This is a genomic window from Enterobacter cloacae complex sp. IR5412 (genome assembly GCF_049237385.1).
GTDB lineage: Bacteria > Pseudomonadota > Gammaproteobacteria > Enterobacterales > Enterobacteriaceae > Enterobacter > Enterobacter intestinihominis.
On sequence record NZ_JBMKHQ010000009.1, the window covers coordinates 11953 to 31695 of the forward strand.

The window sequence follows — 19743 nt, forward strand, 5'->3', positions numbered from 1 at the left end:
ACTGAAAAATCCATTTTTATCTCCTCAGAAGAGTAGCTGCATCACCCACATCGAGAGCAGGGCGTTGATGACGCAGACAGCGATGATGTGCGGGTAATATTTCGGGTTCACGCCCGCGGTGCCGAGGCAGCGGCCCGTGTTTTGCACCGGATTGCCCATCAGGTAGATGGCGGGCAGCAGGATGGTGGCATCATGGCCGCTGAGCGTGCCGGCGACGACCAGGCTGGCGCAAACCCCCACGCCGCCGCCCATGCTCATCACCGAGGCCAGAAGTACCGTTGCCGCCGCACCCGGAAGCCCCCACAGGGCCATGATGGGCTCGCATACCCTGCCGACAATATCCAGCAGGCCGGTCACCTTAAGCGCCTGAATGATGACAAACGCCATGACCACGTTCGGCAGCAGGCTGGTGGTGGCGATGGTAAAGCCGCGGCGGGCGCCATCGATAAACAAGTCCATGATATTTTTACGCGTCTGGGCGATCATTTTTCCTCCTGAACGCGACGAACTTCCATGTGGGCGATCCACAGTCGCAGGAAGTTCGCGCCAACGAATTTGAACACCAGAATGACCGCCAGCGGCGCGATCACCGGGACGGTAATAAAGGTAAAAAGTGCGGCACCGGAAGAAAAATAGTTGGTAATAATGGCGCTACCGCTGGTCTGGAAGGTGGCGAAAATGGCGCGTTCATGGTCAGTAATCGCCCCTTCGTCGGTCAACTCTTTGGTCATCCCTGCGGCTGCATCGGTATTTTGCAGGTTGGCGATAAGCGCCAGAGAGCAGATGCCCGGCACGCCGAGCAGCGGGCGCAGAATGGGCGTCATGAGCTGTTGTGCGGCGCGCAGCCCGCCCAGCCCCTCGGTAACGGCAATGATCCCGAGCGATAAAATGACTGAGGGCGCCAGTTCAAGGGCAAACAAAAAACCGTCTTTCGCTCCTGTGCCACCCTCGCCGCGAAACGTTAGGGCGCCGTTCACCGGTCCAAAGCTGCCGTTCAGAACGGTAAAATCCAGCACGCGCCACCATTCAGTACTTTTGGCGAAAAAACCTGAGAAAAATACGATGGTGAGCACGAACGCCAGATAGCCCACCCAGGTTACTTTTCCTCTCCTGAGGATGATGCACTCATGAAACCCCCTTTTTTTTAGTCCCGTACAAAAGTTGTACGTCGCATCACTAAAAACGATCGGGGGCTAAAACACGATATCCCAAAGGTTATTATCAGAATTCATTTAAGATGTCGGAGGAGTGCCAGCGGAATCTGGCTCGCAGAAATGCTCAGCATTTTTCTTTTGGTCATCTTTTTAGTATAAGGTTTACACGCGGACAACTACTGTCCAGCTTATTGAAAACGAGGAATAACATGCGCATAAAAGTCTGTGCAGGGATTGTAGGTGCAGCATTGCTGCTGGCGGGTTGTAGCACCAGCAATGAGCTGACGGCAGCGGGCCAGAGCGTTCGCTTTGTGGAAGATAAGCCGGGCAGCGAATGCCAGCTGTTAGGCACCGCCTCTGGCGAGCAAAGCAACTGGATGTCAGGGCAGCACGGCGAGGAGGGCGGCTCTATGCGCGGTGCGGCCAATGCCCTGCGTAATCAGGCTGCGGCAATGGGCGGCAACGTGATTTACGGGGTGAGCAGCCCGACGCAGGGTATGCTGTCCAGCTTTGTGCCAACCGCCAGCCAGATGAACGGCCAGGTCTATAAGTGCCCGAACTGATATAACATTTTGATGGCGCTGCCGCTTTACCTGTAGGCAGGTAAGCGTAGCGCCACCTGCTTTTTTTACTGCTGCCGCAGCTGCAAATCCAGCGGCGTCTTACTCGGCTCTCCGCCAATCTCACGTGCCAGCTTCGGCACCATATAACCTGAAACCAGCGTTAACAGCTCGCGCATAATCTTCCGGGCCTCTTCATCCGTCACCATGAAGTGCGCCGCGCCCTGGACGCGATCCAGAACATGCAGGTAATAGGGCATTACGCCCGCATCAAATAAGGCATTGCTGAGATCGGCCAACACGTGGGCGCTGTCGTTCACGCCGCGCAGTAATACGCTCTGGTTGAGCAGCGTCACGCCTGCCATTCGCAAACGCGTCATCGCCGCACGAAAGTCCGCGTCAATTTCATTTGCATGGTTGATATGGTTTACCAGCAGCACTTGTAAACGGGACTGCTCCAGGCGCGTGACCAGGGCGTCGGTGATACGCGCCGGGATGACGATCGGTAAACGGCTGTGAATGCGCAGACGCTTAATGTGCGGGATGGTCTCAAGTTGAGTCAGCAGCCAGTCCAGCTCATGATCTTTTGCCATCAGCGGGTCGCCGCCGGAAAAGATGATTTCATCCAGTTCCGGATGCGCTGCGATGTAGTCCAGCGCCACCTGCCAGTTGCGCTTATTGCCCTGGTTTTCGGCGTACGGGAAGTGGCGACGGAAGCAATAGCGGCAATTTACCGCGCACCCGCCCTTAACCAGCAGCAGGGCACGATTGCGGTATTTATGCAGTAAACCCGGTACAACACTGTTCTGCTCTTCCAGCGGATCGGTGCTGTATCCGGGGGCGGTAATAAACTCATCCTGAGAGGTCAGCGTTTGTTTTAATAATGGATCATCAGGGTTACCCTTTTCCATTCGGGCAACAAACGCGCGGGGAACGCGCAGGGCGAAAAGGCGCTTCGCCTCACGGCCTGCACGCAACGCTTCGTGCTGTTCGAGGTCTAAAAGACGCAGCAATTCATCAGGACTGGTGATTACATCGGCAAGTTGCGATAACCAATCTTCTCTGGACGGGGTGTTTAGGGTTACAATATGCGCCATTTTGTGGCTTAGCTACCAGTTAACAAATTTAGAGGGCCTTATGGCAACGTACTATAGCAACGATTTTCGTGCTGGTCTTAAAATCATGATGGACGGCGAACCGTACGCGGTTGAAGCCAGCGAATTCGTTAAACCAGGTAAAGGCCAGGCATTTGCGCGCGTTAAGCTGCGCCGCCTGCTGACCGGTACCCGTGTTGAGAAAACCTTCAAATCTACTGACTCCGCTGAAGGCGCTGATGTTGTCGATATGAACCTGACTTACCTGTACAACGACGGTGAGTTCTGGCACTTCATGAACAACGAAACCTTCGAGCAGCTGTCTGCGGACGCGAAAGCGATTGGCGACAACGCCAAGTGGCTGCTGGATCAGGCTGAGTGCATCGTGACCCTGTGGAACGGTCAGCCTATCGCGGTTACGCCGCCGAACTTCGTTGAGCTGGAAATCGTTGAAACCGATCCAGGTCTGAAAGGTGATACCGCAGGTACTGGCGGCAAGCCTGCCACCCTGTCTACCGGCGCTGTGGTGAAAGTGCCACTGTTCGTACAGATCGGTGAAGTGATCAAAGTGGATACCCGCTCCGGCGAATACGTATCCCGCGTGAAGTAATTTACGTCATGATTAAAGGCGCAGCGCCCGCTGCGCCTGATTTTGCAGGCAGGGAAGATGAAACGTACCGTTAAAATTCTGCTTCTGTTAGCGCTCTCCAGCGCAATTCTCTCCGGCTGCAACACCGCGCGTGGCGTGGGTGAAGATATCCAGGATCTCGGCCATATCATTTCCCATGCGGCCAGCTAATTCCGTCTAATTTTCCTAAAAATTCTTCCTTTTCCGTCAAACGGCAAGATTTTGTCTATTCTTAAGTTGCTATACACAAAATAACTTTGGCTATAAAAGGAAGATATTATGGTTAAGAAAACAATTGCAGCGATCTTTTCTGTTCTGGTGCTTTCTTCGGTACTGACTGCATGTAACACCACCCGTGGCGTAGGGGAAGATATCTCCGACGGTGGTAGCGCGATTTCTGGCGCAGCAACTAAAGCTCAGAACTAATGTAAGCGACGGTACGGCAAGTTATTACACCGTACCGTCAATTCTCCACTTCCTGTAGCGATAAAAACGGCGAGTAGCGCGTATCCATATGCAGCTTCATGCGGATATTGCGTTTGTACGTATATACCGTTTTTCCGTTAATGCGAAGATTGCTGGCAATTTTCTGGTTGCTCGCACCATCCATCCACAAGGTCAGAACTCTTTCTTCCTGACGCGTCAGCAACGGTGCCGCCATTTTCGGTAGCTCCGCGCTCGCGCATGACGTTAGCGCGTCGTTTATCACCGCCGCCAGTGCTTCCAGATCGGTATTTTTGGAGAGCGAAGACCATATCGGGAACTGCGCCAGATAATCAGTCATCTCCTGCTCCTGCCCTGATTGCAGCATAATAAAAGGCAGTGTTTCGCTGGCAATTAGCAGGGAGGAAAGCTGCTGAAAATGGTGTAAATCCTGCCGGAAGCCAGATAAATCAGCGATGACCAGCGCAGGTTTCCATTGCAGGATATGCTCTCTGGCGAGGAAAAGATTATTTACCCCGGTTACGACGAAATGACCCGAAAACAGGTCTGAATGATTGACCCAGGCTTCAAATCCCGCGCGGGTGAAGTGACAACGGTCAATCAAAAGAATTTTGAACATAAAATTTTCGCAGTCGGCTAGTGGTTTGGCTTCCTGCCATCAGAAAGCCTATCATCATAGAGAAGTCGGATGAGTCATAAATGCCTGAACTACGTGCCTTACTGAGGCTATTTCTTGCTTTAAGGTGTTCAGCAGAAAAAGTTTGAAAAAAAATTCCACGCTAACCAAAATATAAGGCGCAACTTCTGCCTTGCGGGACGACCCGTAAGCGCTTCACTCATCGGGGACGGCCCCAACTTGTCTTTAAGTTAAGGAGCCTGAAATGTCCTGGATCGTTCTTGTTATTGCTGGTTTGCTCGAAGTGGTATGGGCAATTGGTCTGAAATACACCCACGGTTTTACCCGCCTGACGCCCAGCGTCATCACTATCGCCGCAATGATTGTCAGTATCGTCATGCTTTCATGGGCGATGCGAACCTTACCGGTCGGCACAGCTTACGCTGTCTGGACGGGAATTGGCGCAGTAGGGGCTGCCATTACCGGCATTCTGCTGCTGGGGGAGTCTGCGAGTCTGGCGCGCATCGCCAGCCTCGCGTTGATTGTCGCGGGTATCATCGGGTTAAAACTCAGTACGCACTAATGCGGCTGTTTTACCCAGATTAACTTCGTCACATCAAACCCTTGCCGGGTCGCTATGTCCAGCATCTGCTGTTTCAATTCCGCCGAGATCGTTGGCGTGCGTGAGAGGAGCCACAGATAGTTGCGATCCGGCCCACAGACCAGCGCGTGGCGGTACTCTCTGTCCAGCGCAATGACGTTATACCCGCCGTAGTATGGGCCGATGAAAGAGGCTTTCATGGCCGCGCGGTTAGATGCGCCGGTGAAATAGGCCTGACCAACTGACTGCTGCCACATCTGGCGATCCGGGTTATAGCCGCGGTTAATGACCCGGATCCCGCCGTTATCCATCGCGCTGTAGCTGACCGTGACTTTTTCTAAGCCCCGTTCGAACTGATGGTCCAGTCGGGCGATTTCATACCAGGTGCCGAGGAAGCGCTGTGCGTCGAAATTACTGACTACTGTGACGCCAGGCGGAGGAGTAGGAGAACTGCAAGCAACCACTAAAAACGCGGCTGTTACTGCGGCAATAACAGGCAGAATGCGCATAGGAGTTTCCTTACTGTTTTTTGTTAAGTGTAGATGACAGCAGGGAAAATGCGGGAGATTGTGCAGGGTGTTTTGCCGGGTGGCGGCTTCGCCTTACCCGGCCTACAAAGTTCATGCGTTGTGTAGACCGGGTAAGCGCAGCGCCACCCGCAATGTTTTACTGTAGCGCGTCGAGGATATGGTATGCCGCCTCAACGCGTGCCGGGTTCGGATAGCTTTTATTCGCGAGCATCACAATACCGATCTGCTTTTCAGGAATAAAGGCCACGTAGCTGCCAAACCCGCCAGTAGAGCCCGTTTTATGGACCCAGGACGCTTTGACCGGGGGAGCCGGTGGATTCACTTCTGCCACGGGCAGCGGTGCCAGCGCCACCTTACTGTCGCTGCCCTCGATCACCGTGTTGGCCTCCACGGGCCAGTTGAGCATCTCCCAGCCCAGACCCTGATACATTGACCCGATACGCCAGTAGCGCGACTGCGCCAGCGCGATGCCCTGCTTAAGTGAGGCATCAGCAACGTTCTCCGGCGCCATATTTGCCATGACCCAGTTCGCCATATCCTGCACGTTGGTTTTCACGCCATAGGCTTGTGCATCCAGCATTCCCGGCGAAACGCGCACCGCTTTACCGTCACGATAGCCCCAGGCGTAATGCGCCTCTTCCGCTTTCGGAACGTTAATCCAGGTATGGTCCAGCTTGAGCGGCTTAAGGACTCGCGTCGTCATGGCCTGCTCATAGGGCATGCCGGAAGGTTTGACCGCCAGCGCGCCAAAAAGACCGATACTGGCGTTGGCGTAAAGACGCGTTGTGCCAGGCTTCCACTGCGGCTGCCAGTTTTGATAAAAGCGCAGCAGGGCGGCATTATCCGTGACCTCATCCGGTACCTGTAGCGGCAGGCCGCCAGCGGTGTAGGTTGCGAGATCCAGCATACGAATCCCCTGCCACTGCTTGCCCGTTAGCTGTGGCCAGTATCTGGTCACCGGATCGTCCAGCGAAATTTCACCGCGAGCAATGGCATCCCCTCCTAAAACCCCGGTGAAGGTTTTACTTATAGAACCCAGCTCGAACAGAGTCTGAGGCGTAACGGGTTTGCTGGCCGCGATATCGGCTTTGCCAAACGTATAATAGTGCGGTTTACCCTGATAAATAACGGCCACCGCCATGCCTGGAATCGACTGGGCTTTCATCAGCGGGGTAACCGTATTCGCGACCACCTCCGCCAGCTGTTTTTCTGACACTGGCGCGGCGAGAGCAGAGCAAGAGATGCCGAGCAGCAGGGCGCAGCAAAGAGATTTTTTCATCATCAGTAATCTTCCGTAATAGCGAGTCAAGGGGATGTCCGGGCCCGTCAGACAGGCGTAGTCTGTTGGATTTGACTGTGCCTGACAAACGGTTAAATTTAGCATTAGCTGTTAATTTTTCTAACGGAAGAGACCATGACGCGAAGCTATCTCCCCCTCAATTCGCTTCGAGCCTTTGAAGCCGCCGCGAGACATCTCAGCTTTACGCATGCGGCCATTGAGCTGAACGTGACCCATTCAGCCATTAGCCAGCATGTGAAAACGCTGGAGCAGCACCTGAACTGTCAGCTGTTCGTTCGTGTGTCGCGCGGGCTGATGTTGACTACCGAGGGAGAAAACTTACTGCCGGTACTGAATGATTCGTTCGATCGTATAGCCGGAATGCTGGATCGCTTCGCTAACCATCGTGCGCAGGAGAAGCTGAAAATCGGCGTGGTGGGTACGTTTGCCATCGGGGTTTTATTCTCACAGCTGGACGATTTTCGCCGTGGCTATCCGCACATCGATCTTCAGCTTTCCACCCATAACAACCGCGTTGATCCGGCTGCCGAAGGGCTTGACTATACGATCCGCTACGGTGGCGGGGCGTGGCATGGCACCGAGGCTGAATTTCTTTGTCATGCGCCGCTCGCGCCGCTGTGTACGCCCGATATCGCCACCAGTCTGCACTGTCCGGCCGACATCCTCAGGTTTACGCTGCTGCGCTCCTACCGACGCGACGAGTGGACCGCGTGGATGCAGGCGGCCGGCGAGCACCCCCCTTCGCCAACGCACCGTGTGATGGTATTTGATTCGTCCGTGACCATGCTGGAGGCCGCTCAGGCAGGGGTAGGTATTGCCATTGCGCCTGTCGATATGTTTACCCATCTGTTAGCCAGCGAGCGCATTGTGCAGCCCTTTGCAACGCAAATTGAGCTCGGCAGTTACTGGCTGACCCGATTGCAGTCCCGGGCAGAAACGCCTGCCATGCGCGAATTTTCCCGGTGGCTGGTGGAGAAGATGAAAAAGTAAAAAGCCCGCCGGATGGCGGGCCTGTTCAGTCAGATGGTAACCACGGCAATCAACGTGACGACCGTCAGAATGGTTGCCAGACCGTAGAAGACCCATTTACCGCTTGGCACATGGATTTTCAGATCGTGCATCGCATGGTGGATACGGTGCAGACCACACCACAGCGGCAGGACGATCATCAGGAAGATGAACACCCGGCCAATAAAGCTGCTCGCAAAGGCCAGTACGCGCTCATAGCTCAGCGCATCGCCCGGAAACAGCCCCAGCGGCAGCATAATACCGACCAGCAGGATAATGACCGGGGCAATAATGGCGCTCCACATGCCGCCTGCGCCAAACAGCCCCCAGAAGACCGGCTCATCTGAACGTTTTGGATTTGGATTGATCACAGTAGTCTCCTTACCAGAACAGTGCGACAAACAGAATGACCACAGAGACAACGGCCGTCACTGCCCAGAGCCCTTTAATAACCGGCTCTGGCCCCATTTTTTCGCCTTTTACAATGATGTTCGCTGCTTTTGGCGCCAGTTCAAACCAGGTTTTGGTATGCAGTAGCGCGGCTGCGAGCACAATCAGATTCAGAACCACGATGATTGGGTTTTGCAGGAAACCCACAAAACTGGCCCAGGCTTCCGGGCCGTGCTTGAGGGCATACACCCCGTACATCAGTTCGAGGCTGAACCAGACCGCGGGAACAGCCGTGCCTTCACGCAGCATATAGAAGCGATAAAACGGCAGTTTTTTCCACCAGGTGGACGGCATTGGTCGCACGTAGGCTTTGCGTTTAGTCGTCATCATGCACTCCTTAGCGTGGTTTCAGGGTAGCGATAAGAAAGTCTTTCGAGCTTTCCACTTTTCCCTGCTGAATAGCGGCGGCCGGGTCGACATGCTTCGGACAGACTTCGGAGCAGTAACCGACAAACGTGCAGGTCCAGACCCCGTTCTGGCCGTTAAGCTGTGCCATACGTTCTTTTTTGCCGTGGTCGCGGCTGTCCTCGTTATAGCGGTGCGCCAGAGTAATGGCGGCCGGGCCGATAAACTCAGGGTTCAGGCCAAACTGTGGACAGGCGGCGTAGCACAGGCCGCAGTTGATGCAGCCGGAAAACTGATGGTATTTCGCCATCTGCGCGGGCGTCTGGGTGTTTGGCCCCTGATCCGGCGTGCGCGGGTTGCCGATGATGTACGGCTTAATCGCTTCGAGGCTTTCGATAAAGTGGGTCATGTCGACCACCAGATCGCGCTCAATCGGGAAGTTGCCCAGCGCTTCAACCTTGATGCCCTTGGTGTAATCACGCAGGAAAGTTTTACACGCCAGCTTCGGCACTTTGTTGACCATCATGCCGCAGGAGCCGCAGATTGCCATGCGGCAGGACCAGCGGTAGCTCAGGTCCGGGGCCAGGTTATCTTTGATATAGCCGAGCGCATCCAGCAGGGAGGTTTGCTCGTCGTAAGGGACTTCATAGAAAGCGCTGTGCGGCGCGGCGTCCACTTCCGGGTTGTAGCGCACCACTTCAACTTTCAGTTTTTGCATCTCAGCCATTCGCCTTCTCCTTCTTATCGGCGGCTTCTGCTTCTGCACCGTACACGCGTTTCGCCGGTGGCAGCGTAGTGATTTTCACGTCGCTGTAGTCCAGCCGGGTGGTACCATCCGCATCGCGCCAGGCGAGAGTATGTTTAAGGAAATTGATGTCGTCACGTTCGGTGCAGCCCTCATCCAGACGCTGGTGCGCGCCGCGGGACTCTTTACGCGCCAGGGCAGAATGGGCCATACACTCTGCGACGTTCAGGCCGTGGCCCAGTTCAATGGTATAGAGCAGGTCGGTATTGAAGACGCTGGAGGTGTCGGTGATGCGCACGCGCTTGAAGCGTTCCTGGAGTTCCGCCAGCTTGTCGACGGTTTTCTGCATCAGCTCTGGCGTACGGTAGATCCCGCAGCCTTCTTCCATCGACAGCCCCATTTCGTCGCGGATCTTCGACCAGTTTTCGTTACCTTCCTGGTTCACCAGGCCTTTCAGGCGTTTTTCGATGTCTGCAACCTGCGCATCCAGCGCCGCGCTGTTAGCTTCACCTGCCGTTGCGGCACGCTCCATCGCGCGTTCGCCCGCCATGCGACCAAAGACCACCAGCTCAGCCAGCGAGTTCGAGCCCAGACGGTTTGCGCCGTGCAGACCGACGGAGGAACACTCACCCACCGCAAACAGCCCTTTGATGCGGGTTTCGCACTGCTGGTCGGTTTCGATACCGCCCATGGTGTAGTGCGCGGTTGGACGCACCGGGATCGGCTCTTTCACCGGGTCGACGCCCACATAGGCTTTCGCCAGCTCGCAGATAAACGGCAGACGCTCCAGCAGTTTCTTCTCGCCGAGATGACGGAGGTCGAGATGCACCACGTCGCCGCGCGGCGTTGAGATGGTATTGCCTTTGCGCCACTCATGCCAGAAAGCCTGAGAGACTTTGTCGCGTGGGCCGAGTTCCATGTATTTGTTTTTCGGCTCGCCAAGCGGGGTTTCCGGACCCATGCCGTAATCCTGCAAATAGCGATAGCCGTTTTTGTTGACCAGAATACCGCCTTCGCCGCGGCAGCCTTCCGTCATCAGAATACCGGAGCCCGGCAGGCCGGTTGGGTGATACTGGACGAACTCCATATCACGCAGCGGGACGCCGTGGCTGAGCGCCATGCCCATACCGTCACCGGTGACGATGCCGCCGTTGGTGTTGTAGCGGTATACGCGGCCCGCACCGCCCGTTGCCATCACCACCGCCTTAGCGCGGATCTGGACGAGCGTGCCTTCCATCATGTTCATTGCTACCAGTCCGTGCGCATGACCGTCGTCGACCAGAATGTCGAGAACGAAATGTTCGTCAAAGCGCTGGATTTGTGGGAACTGGAGGGAGGTCTGGAACAGGGTGTGCAGCATGTGGAAGCCGGTCTTATCGGCGGCAAACCAGGTGCGTTCGATCTTCATGCCACCGAAGCGGCGGACGTTGACGCTCCCGTCCGGACGGCGGCTCCAAGGACATCCCCACTGTTCCAGCTGGGTCATTTCCGTTGGGCAATGGTGCACGAAGTAATCAACGACATCCTGTTCGCAAAGCCAGTCGCCCCCTGCAACCGTGTCGTGGAAATGGTATTCGAAGCTGTCATGATCCTGCGCGACGGCGGCGGATCCTCCTTCTGCGGCTACCGTGTGGCTGCGCATCGGATAGACTTTTGAAATCAATGCGATTTTGGCGTTCGGATTGGCTTGTGCCGCAGCAATTGCAGCGCGTAATCCAGCCCCGCCAGCGCCTATTACGGCAAGATCGGCTTGAAAAGTTTGCACGACATTCCTCCAGATTTTGGTTTTCCCGCAACGTGATGAGCTAAAGGACGTTCACCTGCCCGAACGGACGATTGCGGAAGCGATTCCACTGCTCCTTTATGGGTAAAACAGTATAACCGCGTAGAAGTGAGGGAAATTTGACGTGTTCGATTTTTTTGCTGTTCTGTGCGGTGATTTATCATCGTGATTAATGAATGACGTCACAGTATTTCTCTGTGCAATGAAAAGGGGCTTTTACTGTGCAAAATTTGTCTCTGCCCCGGCTTGCGAGTAGACTTCGTGCCCTTGTCTGAAAACGGAGAAATAACTCATGAGCGAAACGGCCACCTGGCAGCCGAGCGCATCCATTCCAAACCTGCTAAAGCGCGCAGCAATTATGGCGGAGATCCGCCGCTTCTTTGCGGATCGCGGTGTCCTGGAGGTGGAAACGCCGTGCATGAGTCAGGCGACGGTCACGGATATTCATCTGGTCCCGTTTGAAACCCGTTTTGTTGGCCCAGGCCACTCTCAGGGCATGAATCTGTATCTGATGACCAGCCCGGAATACCATATGAAGCGTCTGCTGGCGGCCGGGTGTGGTCCGGTCTATCAGCTGTGCCGTAGCTTCCGTAATGAAGAGATGGGCCGACACCATAATCCGGAATTCACTATGCTGGAGTGGTACCGCCCGCACTACGACATGTATCGTCTGATGAACGAAGTCGACGATCTGCTCCAACAGGTGCTGGATTGCGCGGAAGCTGAAACGCTCTCCTATCAGCAGGCCTTCCAGCGTCATCTGGAAATTGATCCGCTGTCGGCTGATAAAACACAGCTGCGTGAAGTGGCGGCAAAACTGGATTTGAGCAACGTGGCGGATAACGAAGAGGATCGCGACACGCTGCTGCAACTGCTGTTCACCTTTGGTGTTGAACCGCAGATTGGCAAAGATCGTCCGACGTTTGTCTATCACTTCCCGGCCAGCCAGGCTTCACTGGCGCAGATCAGCACCGAAGATCACCGCGTGGCGGAGCGCTTTGAGGTGTACTTTAAAGGCATCGAGCTGGCGAACGGTTTCCATGAGCTGACCGACGCGCGCGAACAGCAACAGCGTTTCGAGCAGGATAACCGCAAGCGCAACGCGCGCGGTCTGCCGCAGCAGCCGATTGACACCAACCTGCTGGAAGCGCTTAAAGCCGGTTTGCCGGACTGCTCCGGCGTGGCGCTGGGTGTGGATCGCCTGGTCATGCTGGCGCTGGGCGCAGAACAACTGGGCGATGTGATTGCCTTTACGGTCGATCGCGCATAAAGGATTGCCGGGTGGCGCTGTCGCTTACCCGGCCTACTTGGTCATTTAACTTTGCCACATTAAAAACTACTATCTTCTCTATGCACGGGTCTTTTTCTTAATTTGACTCGGATAGCCACAATATTTGTCTGGTCATCTGCTACCATCCGCGCAGTTTAATTCCGTTTCGGATGGTTATATGTCTCACTCACTCAAAAAAATGACCCTTACCGGGCTCATCCTGATGATTTTTACGTCAGTTTTTGGCTTTGCCAATAGCCCGTCCGCGTTTTATCTGATGGGCTACAGCGCGACGCCGTTTTATATCGTTTCCGCGCTGTTCTTCTTTATTCCGTTTGCGCTAATGATGGCGGAGATGGGGTCGGCGTACAGGAAAGAAGAAGGCGGCATCTATTCGTGGATGAACAACAGCGTCGGTCCGCGTTATGCGTTTATCGGTACGTTCATGTGGTTTTCATCCTATGTCGTCTGGATGGTCAGCACGGCGGCCAAGGTCTGGGTGCCGTTCTCAACGTTTCTCTTCGGTGCGGATAAAACGCAGGTCTGGTCTCTGGCGGGGCTGAGTTCCACACAGGTGGTCGGTATTCTGGCGGTGTGCTGGATGGTGGTTGTCACGCTGGTGGCCTCGAAAGGCATCAACAAAATTGCCCGTATCACTGCCGTTGGCGGAATTTCCGTGATGTGCCTGAACCTGGTGCTGCTGCTGGTCAGTATCGCTATTCTGTGCCTGAACGGCGGGCATTTCGCACAGGAAGTCAACTTCGTTTCATCGCCTAATCCGGGTTACCAGTCCGGGCTGGCCATGCTCTCCTTCGTGGTGTTTGCCATCTTTGCTTACGGTGGAATTGAAGCCGTGGGCGGGCTGGTCGATAAAACCGAAAACCCGGAAAAGAACTTCGCCAAAGGCATTATCTTTGCCGCCATCGTCATTTCCATTGGCTACTCGCTGGCGATTTTCCTCTGGGGCGTCAGCACCAACTGGCAGCAGGTACTGAGCAATAACACCACCAACCTCGGCAACATTACCTACGTGTTGATGAAAAGCCTGGGGGTGACGCTGGGCAACGCCATGGATCTCGCGCCGGAAACGTCGGCCACCCTGGGGATCTGGTTTGCGCGGATTACCGGTTTGTCGATGTTCCTCGCCTATACTGGCGCGTTCTTCACGCTGATCTACTCGCCGCTGAAAGCGATTATTCAGGGGACGCCAAAGGCGCTGTGGCCTGCACGTATGACGCAGCTGAACGCTGCCGGTATGCCTGCCAACGCAATGTGGATGCAGTGCATGCTGGTGTGCGTGTTCATTCTGCTGGTGTCCTTCGGCGGCGATACCGCGTCGGCGTTCTATAACAAGCTGACCCTGATGGCAAACGTATCGATGACGCTTCCGTACCTATTCCTGGCGCTGGCGTTCCCGTTCTTTAAGGCGAAGCGGGATCTGGAGCGACCGTTTGTGATCTTCAAAACCCGCGTGGCGACGCTGCTGGCGACCACTGTTGTGGTGCTGGTCGTCGCGTTCGCCAACATCTTTACCGTCATTCAGCCCGTGGTTGAGGCAAATGACTGGAGCAGCACGCTGTGGATGGTTGGCGGACCGATCTTCTTCTCGCTGCTGGCAATGGGGATTTATGAGAACTACCGCCGCCGCATGATGACCTGCGTGACAGAAGTGGCATAGCGGATGAAAAAACCCCTCCCGGAAGGGAGGGGGAAATGGATTATAAACTTCCCGCCGGGCGCGAACGCGCCGCAGACGTCAACGTTCTTCCCGTCTTACGTCCGTCCAGCGTTTCCAGACGCATCTGGAAAGGTGGGAACGGCATATCAATTCCGTGCTCGCGGAAGCCAGCCAGGATCAGCTGGTGGATCTCATGGCGCAGCGGCATACGGTGTCCCATCTCGGCGGCGTAGATACGCAGCTCGAAAATCTGGATCCCCTGCTGCAAATCAACCAGGAAGACTTCCGGCGGCGGGTTGTCGATTACCAGCGAACAGCGTTCAGCAGCCGTATACAGGATCTGCGTCACCTCTTCGCTGTTGGCATCCGACGGAGCGGGTACGGTCAGCACCACACGCGTGACGGAGTCAGACAGCGACCAGTTGATAAACTGCTCGGTGATAAACGCTTTGTTCGGAACGATGATCTCTTTACGGTCCCAGTCGCTGATGGTGGTGGCGCGGGTGTTGATCCTGGTGACGCTGCCGGTCAGATCGCGGATGGTCACCGTATCGCCAATTCGAATCGGCTTTTCAAACAGAATGATCAGACCCGAGACGAAGTTGGCAAAGATCTCCTGTAAACCAAAGCCCAGGCCTACGGTCAGGGCGGCAACCAGCCATTGCAGTTTTGACCATTCGATACCAATCATCGAGAAGCCAACCAGCCCACCAAACAGCATGATTAAATACTTGGTAATGGTGGTGATCGCATAGCCTGTGCCGGGGGTTAAATCCAGATGCTGCAACAGCGCCAGCTCCAGCAGGGCAGGGAAGTTACGGATCAGCTGCGTGGTGATAATGAGTACCAGAATCGCAATCAGCACGGCCCCTAAGGTGATGGGCTCCAGGCTTTCGACCCCCTGCACCGTCGACGTCACATCCCACAAAGAGATGTTCTCCAGGAAGCCAAACGCAGAGTGGATTTCCGACCACAGGAAGATCACCGACAGCAGGGCAACCAGCATCAGAATTGAGCGTACCAGCCGCAGGGACTGGGTACTGATCGCATCGAGATCCAGTTCGACGTCATCGGCGTCTGAAGTCCCTTCGGTGCTGTTGACGTGGTTCGGCTCTTCCTCACCCCGCGCGCGCTGGGCCAGTATTTCTGCGCGACGATGTTTGGCACGGTCAAACGCCAGACGACGACGCTGGATCAGCATGCCGCGGCGAATAACATGGTAGACCACCAGCAGCAGGAACCAGATAGCTACTGACGTTTCCAGTCGTGCGAGCAGCGCCTGCGATGTGGCGAGATAACCGACAGCCGCCGCCAGCATCGCCGCCAGCGGCGCGCTAAGCAGCAGGTTCCACAGCAGACGGTTAAACATGTTATCGCCACTGCCGGACTTGTCGAGATAGAGCGGGATCCCGGCGCGCTTCAGGCTGAGCGTCACTACCGCTAATGCCCCGCAGATCAGCATAAAGCACAGCCGTCCCAGCGAGCCGGAGAACTCCCGGTCATTGAGATTATCGAACATGATCAGCGCCATAATCAGCGGCACAATCAGCCCGATGCTCATCAGGTAATAGCGCATCGCCCGCGCCACGCGATTACGCGGCCAGCCAAAGTGAGCGATGAACAGACCATTTGGCCGCGCAAACGTGGCGCAAATCATCACCACCCACAGCAGCGGAACGGTGGCGGTCACGCCATCGCCAATTGCGACGGCAAGCGGATAGGGCCAGGCTTCACGCAGGCCGTATCCGAGCGTCATCCACAGCACCGGCAGCGGAGACGCGACCAGAATTGACCAGAACACTGTACGCAGCGTCAGCCAGAAGTGATCCTGTGTCACTTTCCCCACACGGGCGCTGGAGCGCTCAAGGAAACGGGTGAAGTGGCGACGGGAATAAATACTGAAACCCACCAGAATCAGTGCCCCCAGCAGCGGGAAGATGGTCTCCTTACTGGTGAGCATCATCACGCTGGCGAGACCCAGCTGGCTGAAGGTGTCCAGCGAAATGAGGCGGCGCAGATCCTGCACGATCTCGATCGGCCAGGCGAAGGTCATCGGCCGCACGTCGGAGGTCCAGAACAGGTAACGGTGCGTGGCTTCGTTGACCTCTTTCAGCGCGTCCTCCAGCTGGCTGTTTGAGACTTTCAGCTTGGTGAGTTCGAGGATCAGCGTATCGCCCCCCTGCAACAGGGAATTGAGCAGTTCGCGTTGGGTGCGCAGCTGCGCTTCCAGAATACGGCTTTGCTCGCCGGTGAGCGGCTGTCCGTCAGCCTGACGGATCTGGCGGATTTGCGGCTGCTTATTAAGAAGGTCTTCATAATGAAGACGCTGAACGCGCAGCTGCGCCATCTCCGTATCAAGCTGCTGCGGTTTTGGCATCTCTGGCAGACGAGCCACCTGTGCGCGTAACGCTTCGCCCAACAGGTTAGATGAGCCAAGCCACTGGGACTGTTCACGCAGCGTGTTGAGAGCCTGACGAACCTGGAGGGTTTGATTAGTGGCCTGACGCTGCTGCGAGGCCACCAAATCCATGCGCTGCGCCTGCTGATTCAGCGCGGCAGAAAGCTCGCGGTTAACCTTAAACTGGGCGACGATGCTGTCGGGCAGGTTAGCGCTGTTTTCGGCCAACAACTCGGTGCTTTCCAGCGCACGTTCAGCTTCACGCTGACGCTGGCTGTTGAGTTGATTTCTCAGCGCCTGGAGATACGCATCCAGCTGTTCGCTCTGCTTCTGCGCCAGTTCCGAACGCATCCGCGACAGCTCCTGGCGGTTGTTAGCAGAAAGCTGTGCCAGCTCCAGTTCATCAACCAGCGCTTTAAGTCTGGCGGATTCGGCCTGTAGCCCAAGATTTTGGGCCTGATTCTGCGGGGTGTTGCCGGTCTGTGTCCCAATGCGGCGTTCCACTTCATTTAACTGACGGCGGGCATCGGTTTGCTGCTGTGGAAGCTGGCTGAGAGAGTCGGCAATTTCACGCGCCCGTTCCTGCTCCTGCTGTGCCAGACGGCTTTTTTCCAGCAGCTGGCTGCTGACTTGCAGGATCTCCTGATTCAGCGCCTCGGACGTCATCCCTGCGGGTACCTGACGTGGTTCATCACGCAGGCTGTTTAACTGCGAGCGCAGGGTCTGAGAGAGTTTGGGGAAGTTGTCGATAACCTGCTGATATTGCTGGGCGCGCTCAAGAGAACCCTTTCGTTCCTCAAGTGCGTTCAGTGCAGACTGGAGCGACTCAACGGCCTCCGGCTGAGCGGGTTTCGCCGCTTTTGCCTGCTCCAGCTCCTGGGTTATCTGTTTGGCGTCGGGGGCCGTCGCTGCGTACGCCCCCATGCTGAGGCACCAGGCCATCAGTAATACGATAATCGGGCGCACGTCAGCGATCCTTCTGTTGTTAACCTTCGTCTTTTTTGTCGTCAACCAGCGGGCTGGCATCGTGCTCGGCTTTGATCTCTTCTTCCGGCAACGGGGCTGGCGCAACGTCTGGCGTTGCAAAGACCTCCGTCGATACTGCCAGAGGCTGGCCGAGTTTGGTCACGGACAGGCTTTCCAGCTCGTCGACAAGGTTAACTTTGCCCGGTGCGAACAGGTTGATTACCGTTGAGCCCAGCTTGAAGCGGCCCATCTCCTGACCTTTCAGCAGGGCCACAGAACCTTCTTCTTCCCCGGCAGGCCAGGTCCAGCGCTTGATCACGCCTTCGCGTGGCGGCGTAATGGTGCCTGCCCAGACGGTTTCGATGCTGCCCACAATGGTAGCACCTACCAGAATCTGCGCCATTGGGCCAAATTCAGTATCAAACAGGCAGATGACGCGCTCGTTACGGGCAAACAGGTTAGGGACGTTTTGCGCCGTCAGGTGGTTTACAGAGAACAGATCCCCCGGCACGTAGATCATCTCGCGCAGGATGCCGTTACACGGCATATGAACGCGGTGGTAGTCGCGCGGGGAGAGATAGGTGGTCGCGAAAGTCCCGTTGCGGAACAGATCCGCCATTATGTAGTTACCGGCCAGCAGCGCTTCCAGGCTGTAGTTATGGCCTTTCGCCTGCAAAATTTTGTCGTCTTCAATTTTACCCAGCTGGCTGATCACGCCGTCAGCAGGCATCACCAGCACGTTCGGGTCGGTATTCAGCGGGCGCACTTCGTCGCGCAGCGGACGCACAAAAAATTCGTTGAAGGTGCGGTAGCTTGCCGTATCCGGCTTCTGCGCTTCTTTCATGTCGACCTTGTAGTATTTCACGAACAGGTCGATGACCAGTTTGGTCAGCCAGCCCGCTCGTTTGCTCGCGCCCCAGCCCGCCAGGCGAGTGAGCCACAGTTTAGGCAGAATGTATTGAAGCGAAAGTTTAAATGAGTTTAACAAGGTAGCCTCCAGGCCATTGTTTTGTCGTTCCTGATCCGGCAGTACGCTGCCGGAACCTGAAAAAAGGGGACGATTTTAGCGACGCTTAGCTTAGTTGTCAGTTATCAGAATCAGAAAAGTTTTTACGCGTTTTTACCTGGTCCATGCTTTCGAGAATACGATGGTAATTTTCGAAACGGGTTTCCGCTATTTCACCGTTCTCCACCGCTTCGCGGATGGCGCAGCCCGGATCGTTGTCATGTTTACAGTCGCGGTATTTGCAAGCGCCTATATAGTCATGGAATTCGACAAATCCGTTAAAGATTTGTTCCGGCTCGAGATGCCAGAGACCAAATTCACGCACACCCGGGGAGTCAATCACATCGCCGCCGTGCGGGAAGTGATAGAGACGTGAGGCGGTGGTGGTGTGCTGGCCCAGCCCGGAGACGTCCGACACATCGTTGGTCAGGATTTCTTGCTGAAGGCCGAGCAGGTTGTTAAGCAGGCTCGATTTACCCACGCCAGACTGCCCTGCAAAGATACTGATGCGGTCGGTCAGCGCATCTTCTAACGGCTTCAGGCCATCTTTGGTGCGGCTGGAAACCATCAAAACGCGATAACCAATATTGCGATAGATATCCATCTGCTCATTCACAAAGGCCATGGCCTCGTCATCCAGCAGATCGATTTTATTCAGCACGATGAGCGGCTCAACCTGTAGCGTTTCGCAGGCCACCAGATAACGGTCAATAATGTTGAGCGAAAGTTCGGGTAAAATCGCCGAAACGATCACGATCTGGTTGATATTGGCGGCAATGGGCTTTACGCCGTCGTAGAAATCAGGACGGGTCAGAACCGACGTGCGTTCATGCACGGCTTCAACGATACCTTTAACCGTTACCCCTTCCGCAGCCGCTTTGCCTGGACGCCAGACCACGCGGTCACCGGTCACCAGGGAACGGATGGTGCGACGGATATTGCAACGGTGGATGTCCCCGTCGGCAGACTCGACATCGGCATGCATACCGAAGCGGCTAATCACCACGCCTTCCGTCGCTTCGCCAAACAGGTTGTCGTCGTAATCGGGCTTCTCCGTAGTGGTTTTAAGACGGCGCTGGTGATTTGCATTCACGCGGCGCTGCTGCCCTTTGGAGAGTTTATTTTTACTCAATCGCGCTGGCTCCTGGTCGCCCATAGCGGGCAAAA

Annotated in this window: 21 protein-coding genes; 8 read left to right on the forward strand and 13 right to left on the reverse strand. The window is 55.7% G+C overall.

Annotated features, from left to right (window positions below):
- Positions 1 to 24: 24 nt before the first annotated feature.
- On the reverse strand, positions 25 to 486 hold the full coding sequence (locus ACOTX2_RS16255; protein ID WP_022646800.1) for a YjiG family protein: 462 nt from the start codon (positions 484 to 486) through the stop codon (positions 25 to 27).
- Positions 483 to 1091 (reverse strand): nucleoside recognition domain-containing protein, encoded by a 609-nt coding sequence (locus ACOTX2_RS16260; RefSeq protein ID WP_100148644.1) that lies wholly within the window; start codon positions 1089 to 1091, stop codon positions 483 to 485. The genes ACOTX2_RS16255 and ACOTX2_RS16260 overlap by 4 nt, the downstream gene beginning before the upstream one ends.
- A gap of 272 nt (positions 1092 to 1363) precedes the next feature.
- On the opposite strand from ACOTX2_RS16260, the gene ACOTX2_RS16265 reads away from it, so the two are divergent.
- Positions 1364 to 1717: a DUF4156 domain-containing protein gene (locus ACOTX2_RS16265; RefSeq protein ID WP_022646802.1), complete on the forward strand. Its 354-nt coding sequence runs from the start codon at positions 1364 to 1366 to the stop codon at positions 1715 to 1717.
- 65 nt (positions 1718 to 1782) lie between these two features.
- Here ACOTX2_RS16265 and epmB read toward each other — a convergent pair whose 3' ends face one another.
- Positions 1783 to 2811, reverse strand: a complete 1029-nt coding sequence (gene epmB, locus ACOTX2_RS16270) for an EF-P beta-lysylation protein EpmB (protein ID WP_063148047.1) — start codon at positions 2809 to 2811, stop codon at positions 1783 to 1785.
- A 40-nt stretch (positions 2812 to 2851) separates the two neighbouring features.
- On the opposite strand from epmB, the gene efp reads away from it, so the two are divergent.
- The 3 genes from efp (at position 2852) to ecnB (ending at position 3862) form a co-directional block, all read left to right on the forward strand.
- The gene (gene efp / locus ACOTX2_RS16275) at positions 2852 to 3418 is read left to right on the forward strand and encodes an elongation factor P (protein WP_003855940.1); all 567 of its coding nucleotides are present in this window, start codon (positions 2852 to 2854) and stop codon (positions 3416 to 3418) included.
- A 57-nt stretch (positions 3419 to 3475) separates the two neighbouring features.
- Complete coding sequence (locus tag ACOTX2_RS16280; RefSeq protein WP_006810410.1) at positions 3476 to 3607, forward strand: entericidin A/B family lipoprotein; 132 nt, start codon at positions 3476 to 3478, stop codon at positions 3605 to 3607.
- A gap of 108 nt (positions 3608 to 3715) precedes the next feature.
- Positions 3716 to 3862 (forward strand): lipoprotein toxin entericidin B, encoded by a 147-nt coding sequence (gene ecnB, locus ACOTX2_RS16285; protein WP_006178941.1) that lies wholly within the window; start codon positions 3716 to 3718, stop codon positions 3860 to 3862.
- Positions 3863 to 3899: 37 nt separating this feature from the next.
- Here ecnB and ACOTX2_RS16290 read toward each other — a convergent pair whose 3' ends face one another.
- Positions 3900 to 4499 carry a helix-turn-helix transcriptional regulator gene (locus ACOTX2_RS16290; protein WP_023299123.1) on the reverse strand — a complete coding sequence of 200 codons (600 nt, stop codon included), beginning with the start codon at positions 4497 to 4499 and terminating at the stop codon, positions 3900 to 3902.
- A 262-nt stretch (positions 4500 to 4761) separates the two neighbouring features.
- Here ACOTX2_RS16290 and sugE point away from each other — a divergent pair, with 262 nt between their 5' ends.
- Positions 4762 to 5079, forward strand: a complete 318-nt coding sequence (gene sugE, locus ACOTX2_RS16295; protein ID WP_015572453.1) for a quaternary ammonium compound efflux SMR transporter SugE — start codon at positions 4762 to 4764, stop codon at positions 5077 to 5079.
- Here sugE and ACOTX2_RS16300 read toward each other — a convergent pair.
- Positions 5076 to 5606: a lipocalin family protein gene (locus tag ACOTX2_RS16300; protein WP_063148048.1), complete on the reverse strand. Its 531-nt coding sequence runs from the start codon at positions 5604 to 5606 to the stop codon at positions 5076 to 5078. The two genes, sugE and ACOTX2_RS16300, sit on opposite strands and share 4 nt — an antisense overlap.
- 157 nt (positions 5607 to 5763) lie before the next feature.
- Positions 5764 to 6909, reverse strand: a complete 1146-nt coding sequence (gene blaACT, locus ACOTX2_RS16305; RefSeq protein ID WP_063148049.1) for an ACT family cephalosporin-hydrolyzing class C beta-lactamase — start codon at positions 6907 to 6909, stop codon at positions 5764 to 5766.
- 132 nt (positions 6910 to 7041) lie between these two features.
- On the opposite strand from blaACT, the gene ampR reads away from it, so the two are divergent.
- Complete coding sequence (gene ampR / locus ACOTX2_RS16310) at positions 7042 to 7917, forward strand: LysR family transcriptional regulator AmpR (RefSeq protein ID WP_048965660.1); 876 nt, start codon at positions 7042 to 7044, stop codon at positions 7915 to 7917.
- Positions 7918 to 7946: 29 nt separating this feature from the next.
- On the opposite strand, the gene frdD is transcribed toward ampR, so the two are convergent.
- Genes frdD through frdA form a run of 4 tightly spaced genes read right to left on the reverse strand, consistent with a single transcriptional unit; the run spans position 7947 to position 11240 of the window.
- Positions 7947 to 8306 carry a fumarate reductase subunit FrdD gene (gene frdD / locus ACOTX2_RS16315; protein WP_000609653.1) on the reverse strand — a complete coding sequence of 120 codons (360 nt, stop codon included), beginning with the start codon at positions 8304 to 8306 and terminating at the stop codon, positions 7947 to 7949.
- Positions 8307 to 8316: 10 nt separating this feature from the next.
- Positions 8317 to 8712 (reverse strand): fumarate reductase subunit FrdC, encoded by a 396-nt coding sequence (gene frdC, locus ACOTX2_RS16320; protein WP_003855953.1) that lies wholly within the window; start codon positions 8710 to 8712, stop codon positions 8317 to 8319.
- Positions 8713 to 8722: 10 nt separating this feature from the next.
- Positions 8723 to 9457, reverse strand: coding sequence for a succinate dehydrogenase/fumarate reductase iron-sulfur subunit (locus tag ACOTX2_RS16325; protein WP_022646809.1), 735 nt, complete (start codon positions 9455 to 9457; stop codon positions 8723 to 8725).
- On the reverse strand, positions 9450 to 11240 hold the full coding sequence (gene frdA / locus ACOTX2_RS16330; RefSeq protein ID WP_023299127.1) for a fumarate reductase (quinol) flavoprotein subunit: 1791 nt from the start codon (positions 11238 to 11240) through the stop codon (positions 9450 to 9452). The genes ACOTX2_RS16325 and frdA overlap by 8 nt, the downstream gene beginning before the upstream one ends.
- Positions 11241 to 11550: 310 nt before the next feature.
- Here frdA and epmA point away from each other — a divergent pair, with 310 nt between their 5' ends.
- The gene (epmA, locus tag ACOTX2_RS16335; protein WP_003855960.1) at positions 11551 to 12528 is read left to right on the forward strand and encodes an elongation factor P--(R)-beta-lysine ligase; all 978 of its coding nucleotides are present in this window, start codon (positions 11551 to 11553) and stop codon (positions 12526 to 12528) included.
- Positions 12529 to 12706: 178 nt separating this feature from the next.
- Complete coding sequence (gene yjeM, locus ACOTX2_RS16340) at positions 12707 to 14206, forward strand: glutamate/gamma-aminobutyrate family transporter YjeM (protein ID WP_063148050.1); 1500 nt, start codon at positions 12707 to 12709, stop codon at positions 14204 to 14206.
- Positions 14207 to 14246: 40 nt separating this feature from the next.
- Here the strand turns inward: yjeM and mscM are convergent, their stop codons facing one another.
- The 3 genes from mscM to rsgA form a co-directional block, all read right to left on the reverse strand.
- Positions 14247 to 17570, reverse strand: a complete 3324-nt coding sequence (gene mscM, locus ACOTX2_RS16345; protein WP_022646812.1) for a miniconductance mechanosensitive channel MscM — start codon at positions 17568 to 17570, stop codon at positions 14247 to 14249.
- A gap of 19 nt (positions 17571 to 17589) precedes the next feature.
- Positions 17590 to 18558 carry an archaetidylserine decarboxylase gene (gene asd, locus ACOTX2_RS16350; protein WP_022646813.1) on the reverse strand — a complete coding sequence of 323 codons (969 nt, stop codon included), beginning with the start codon at positions 18556 to 18558 and terminating at the stop codon, positions 17590 to 17592.
- A 97-nt stretch (positions 18559 to 18655) separates the two neighbouring features.
- A complete protein-coding gene (gene rsgA, locus ACOTX2_RS16355; RefSeq protein WP_072202591.1) occupies positions 18656 to 19708 on the reverse strand; it encodes a small ribosomal subunit biogenesis GTPase RsgA in 1053 nt (350 codons plus the stop codon).
- Positions 19709 to 19743: the final 35 nt, after the last annotated feature.

Bases quoted from the DNA above. Each gene is read 5' to 3' on its own strand.
- ACOTX2_RS16255 (WP_022646800.1), bottom strand. From the start codon at position 486: ATGATCGCCCAGACGCGTAAAAATATCATGGACTTGTTTATCGATGGC.
- ACOTX2_RS16265 (WP_022646802.1), top strand. From the start codon at position 1,364: ATGCGCATAAAAGTCTGTGCAGGGATTGTAGGTGCAGCATTGCTGCTG.
- epmB (WP_063148047.1), bottom strand. From the start codon at position 2,811: ATGGCGCATATTGTAACCCTAAACACCCCGTCCAGAGAAGATTGGTTA.
- efp (WP_003855940.1), top strand. From the start codon at position 2,852: ATGGCAACGTACTATAGCAACGATTTTCGTGCTGGTCTTAAAATCATG.
- ACOTX2_RS16280 (WP_006810410.1), top strand. From the start codon at position 3,476: ATGAAACGTACCGTTAAAATTCTGCTTCTGTTAGCGCTCTCCAGCGCA.
- ecnB (WP_006178941.1), top strand. From the start codon at position 3,716: ATGGTTAAGAAAACAATTGCAGCGATCTTTTCTGTTCTGGTGCTTTCT.
- ACOTX2_RS16290 (WP_023299123.1), bottom strand. From the start codon at position 4,499: ATGTTCAAAATTCTTTTGATTGACCGTTGTCACTTCACCCGCGCGGGA.
- sugE (WP_015572453.1), top strand. From the start codon at position 4,762: ATGTCCTGGATCGTTCTTGTTATTGCTGGTTTGCTCGAAGTGGTATGG.
- ACOTX2_RS16300 (WP_063148048.1), bottom strand. From the start codon at position 5,606: ATGCGCATTCTGCCTGTTATTGCCGCAGTAACAGCCGCGTTTTTAGTG.
- blaACT (WP_063148049.1), bottom strand. From the start codon at position 6,909: ATGATGAAAAAATCTCTTTGCTGCGCCCTGCTGCTCGGCATCTCTTGC.
- ampR (WP_048965660.1), top strand. From the start codon at position 7,042: ATGACGCGAAGCTATCTCCCCCTCAATTCGCTTCGAGCCTTTGAAGCC.
- frdC (WP_003855953.1), bottom strand. From the start codon at position 8,712: ATGACGACTAAACGCAAAGCCTACGTGCGACCAATGCCGTCCACCTGG.
- ACOTX2_RS16325 (WP_022646809.1), bottom strand. From the start codon at position 9,457: ATGGCTGAGATGCAAAAACTGAAAGTTGAAGTGGTGCGCTACAACCCG.
- epmA (WP_003855960.1), top strand. From the start codon at position 11,551: ATGAGCGAAACGGCCACCTGGCAGCCGAGCGCATCCATTCCAAACCTG.
- yjeM (WP_063148050.1), top strand. From the start codon at position 12,707: ATGTCTCACTCACTCAAAAAAATGACCCTTACCGGGCTCATCCTGATG.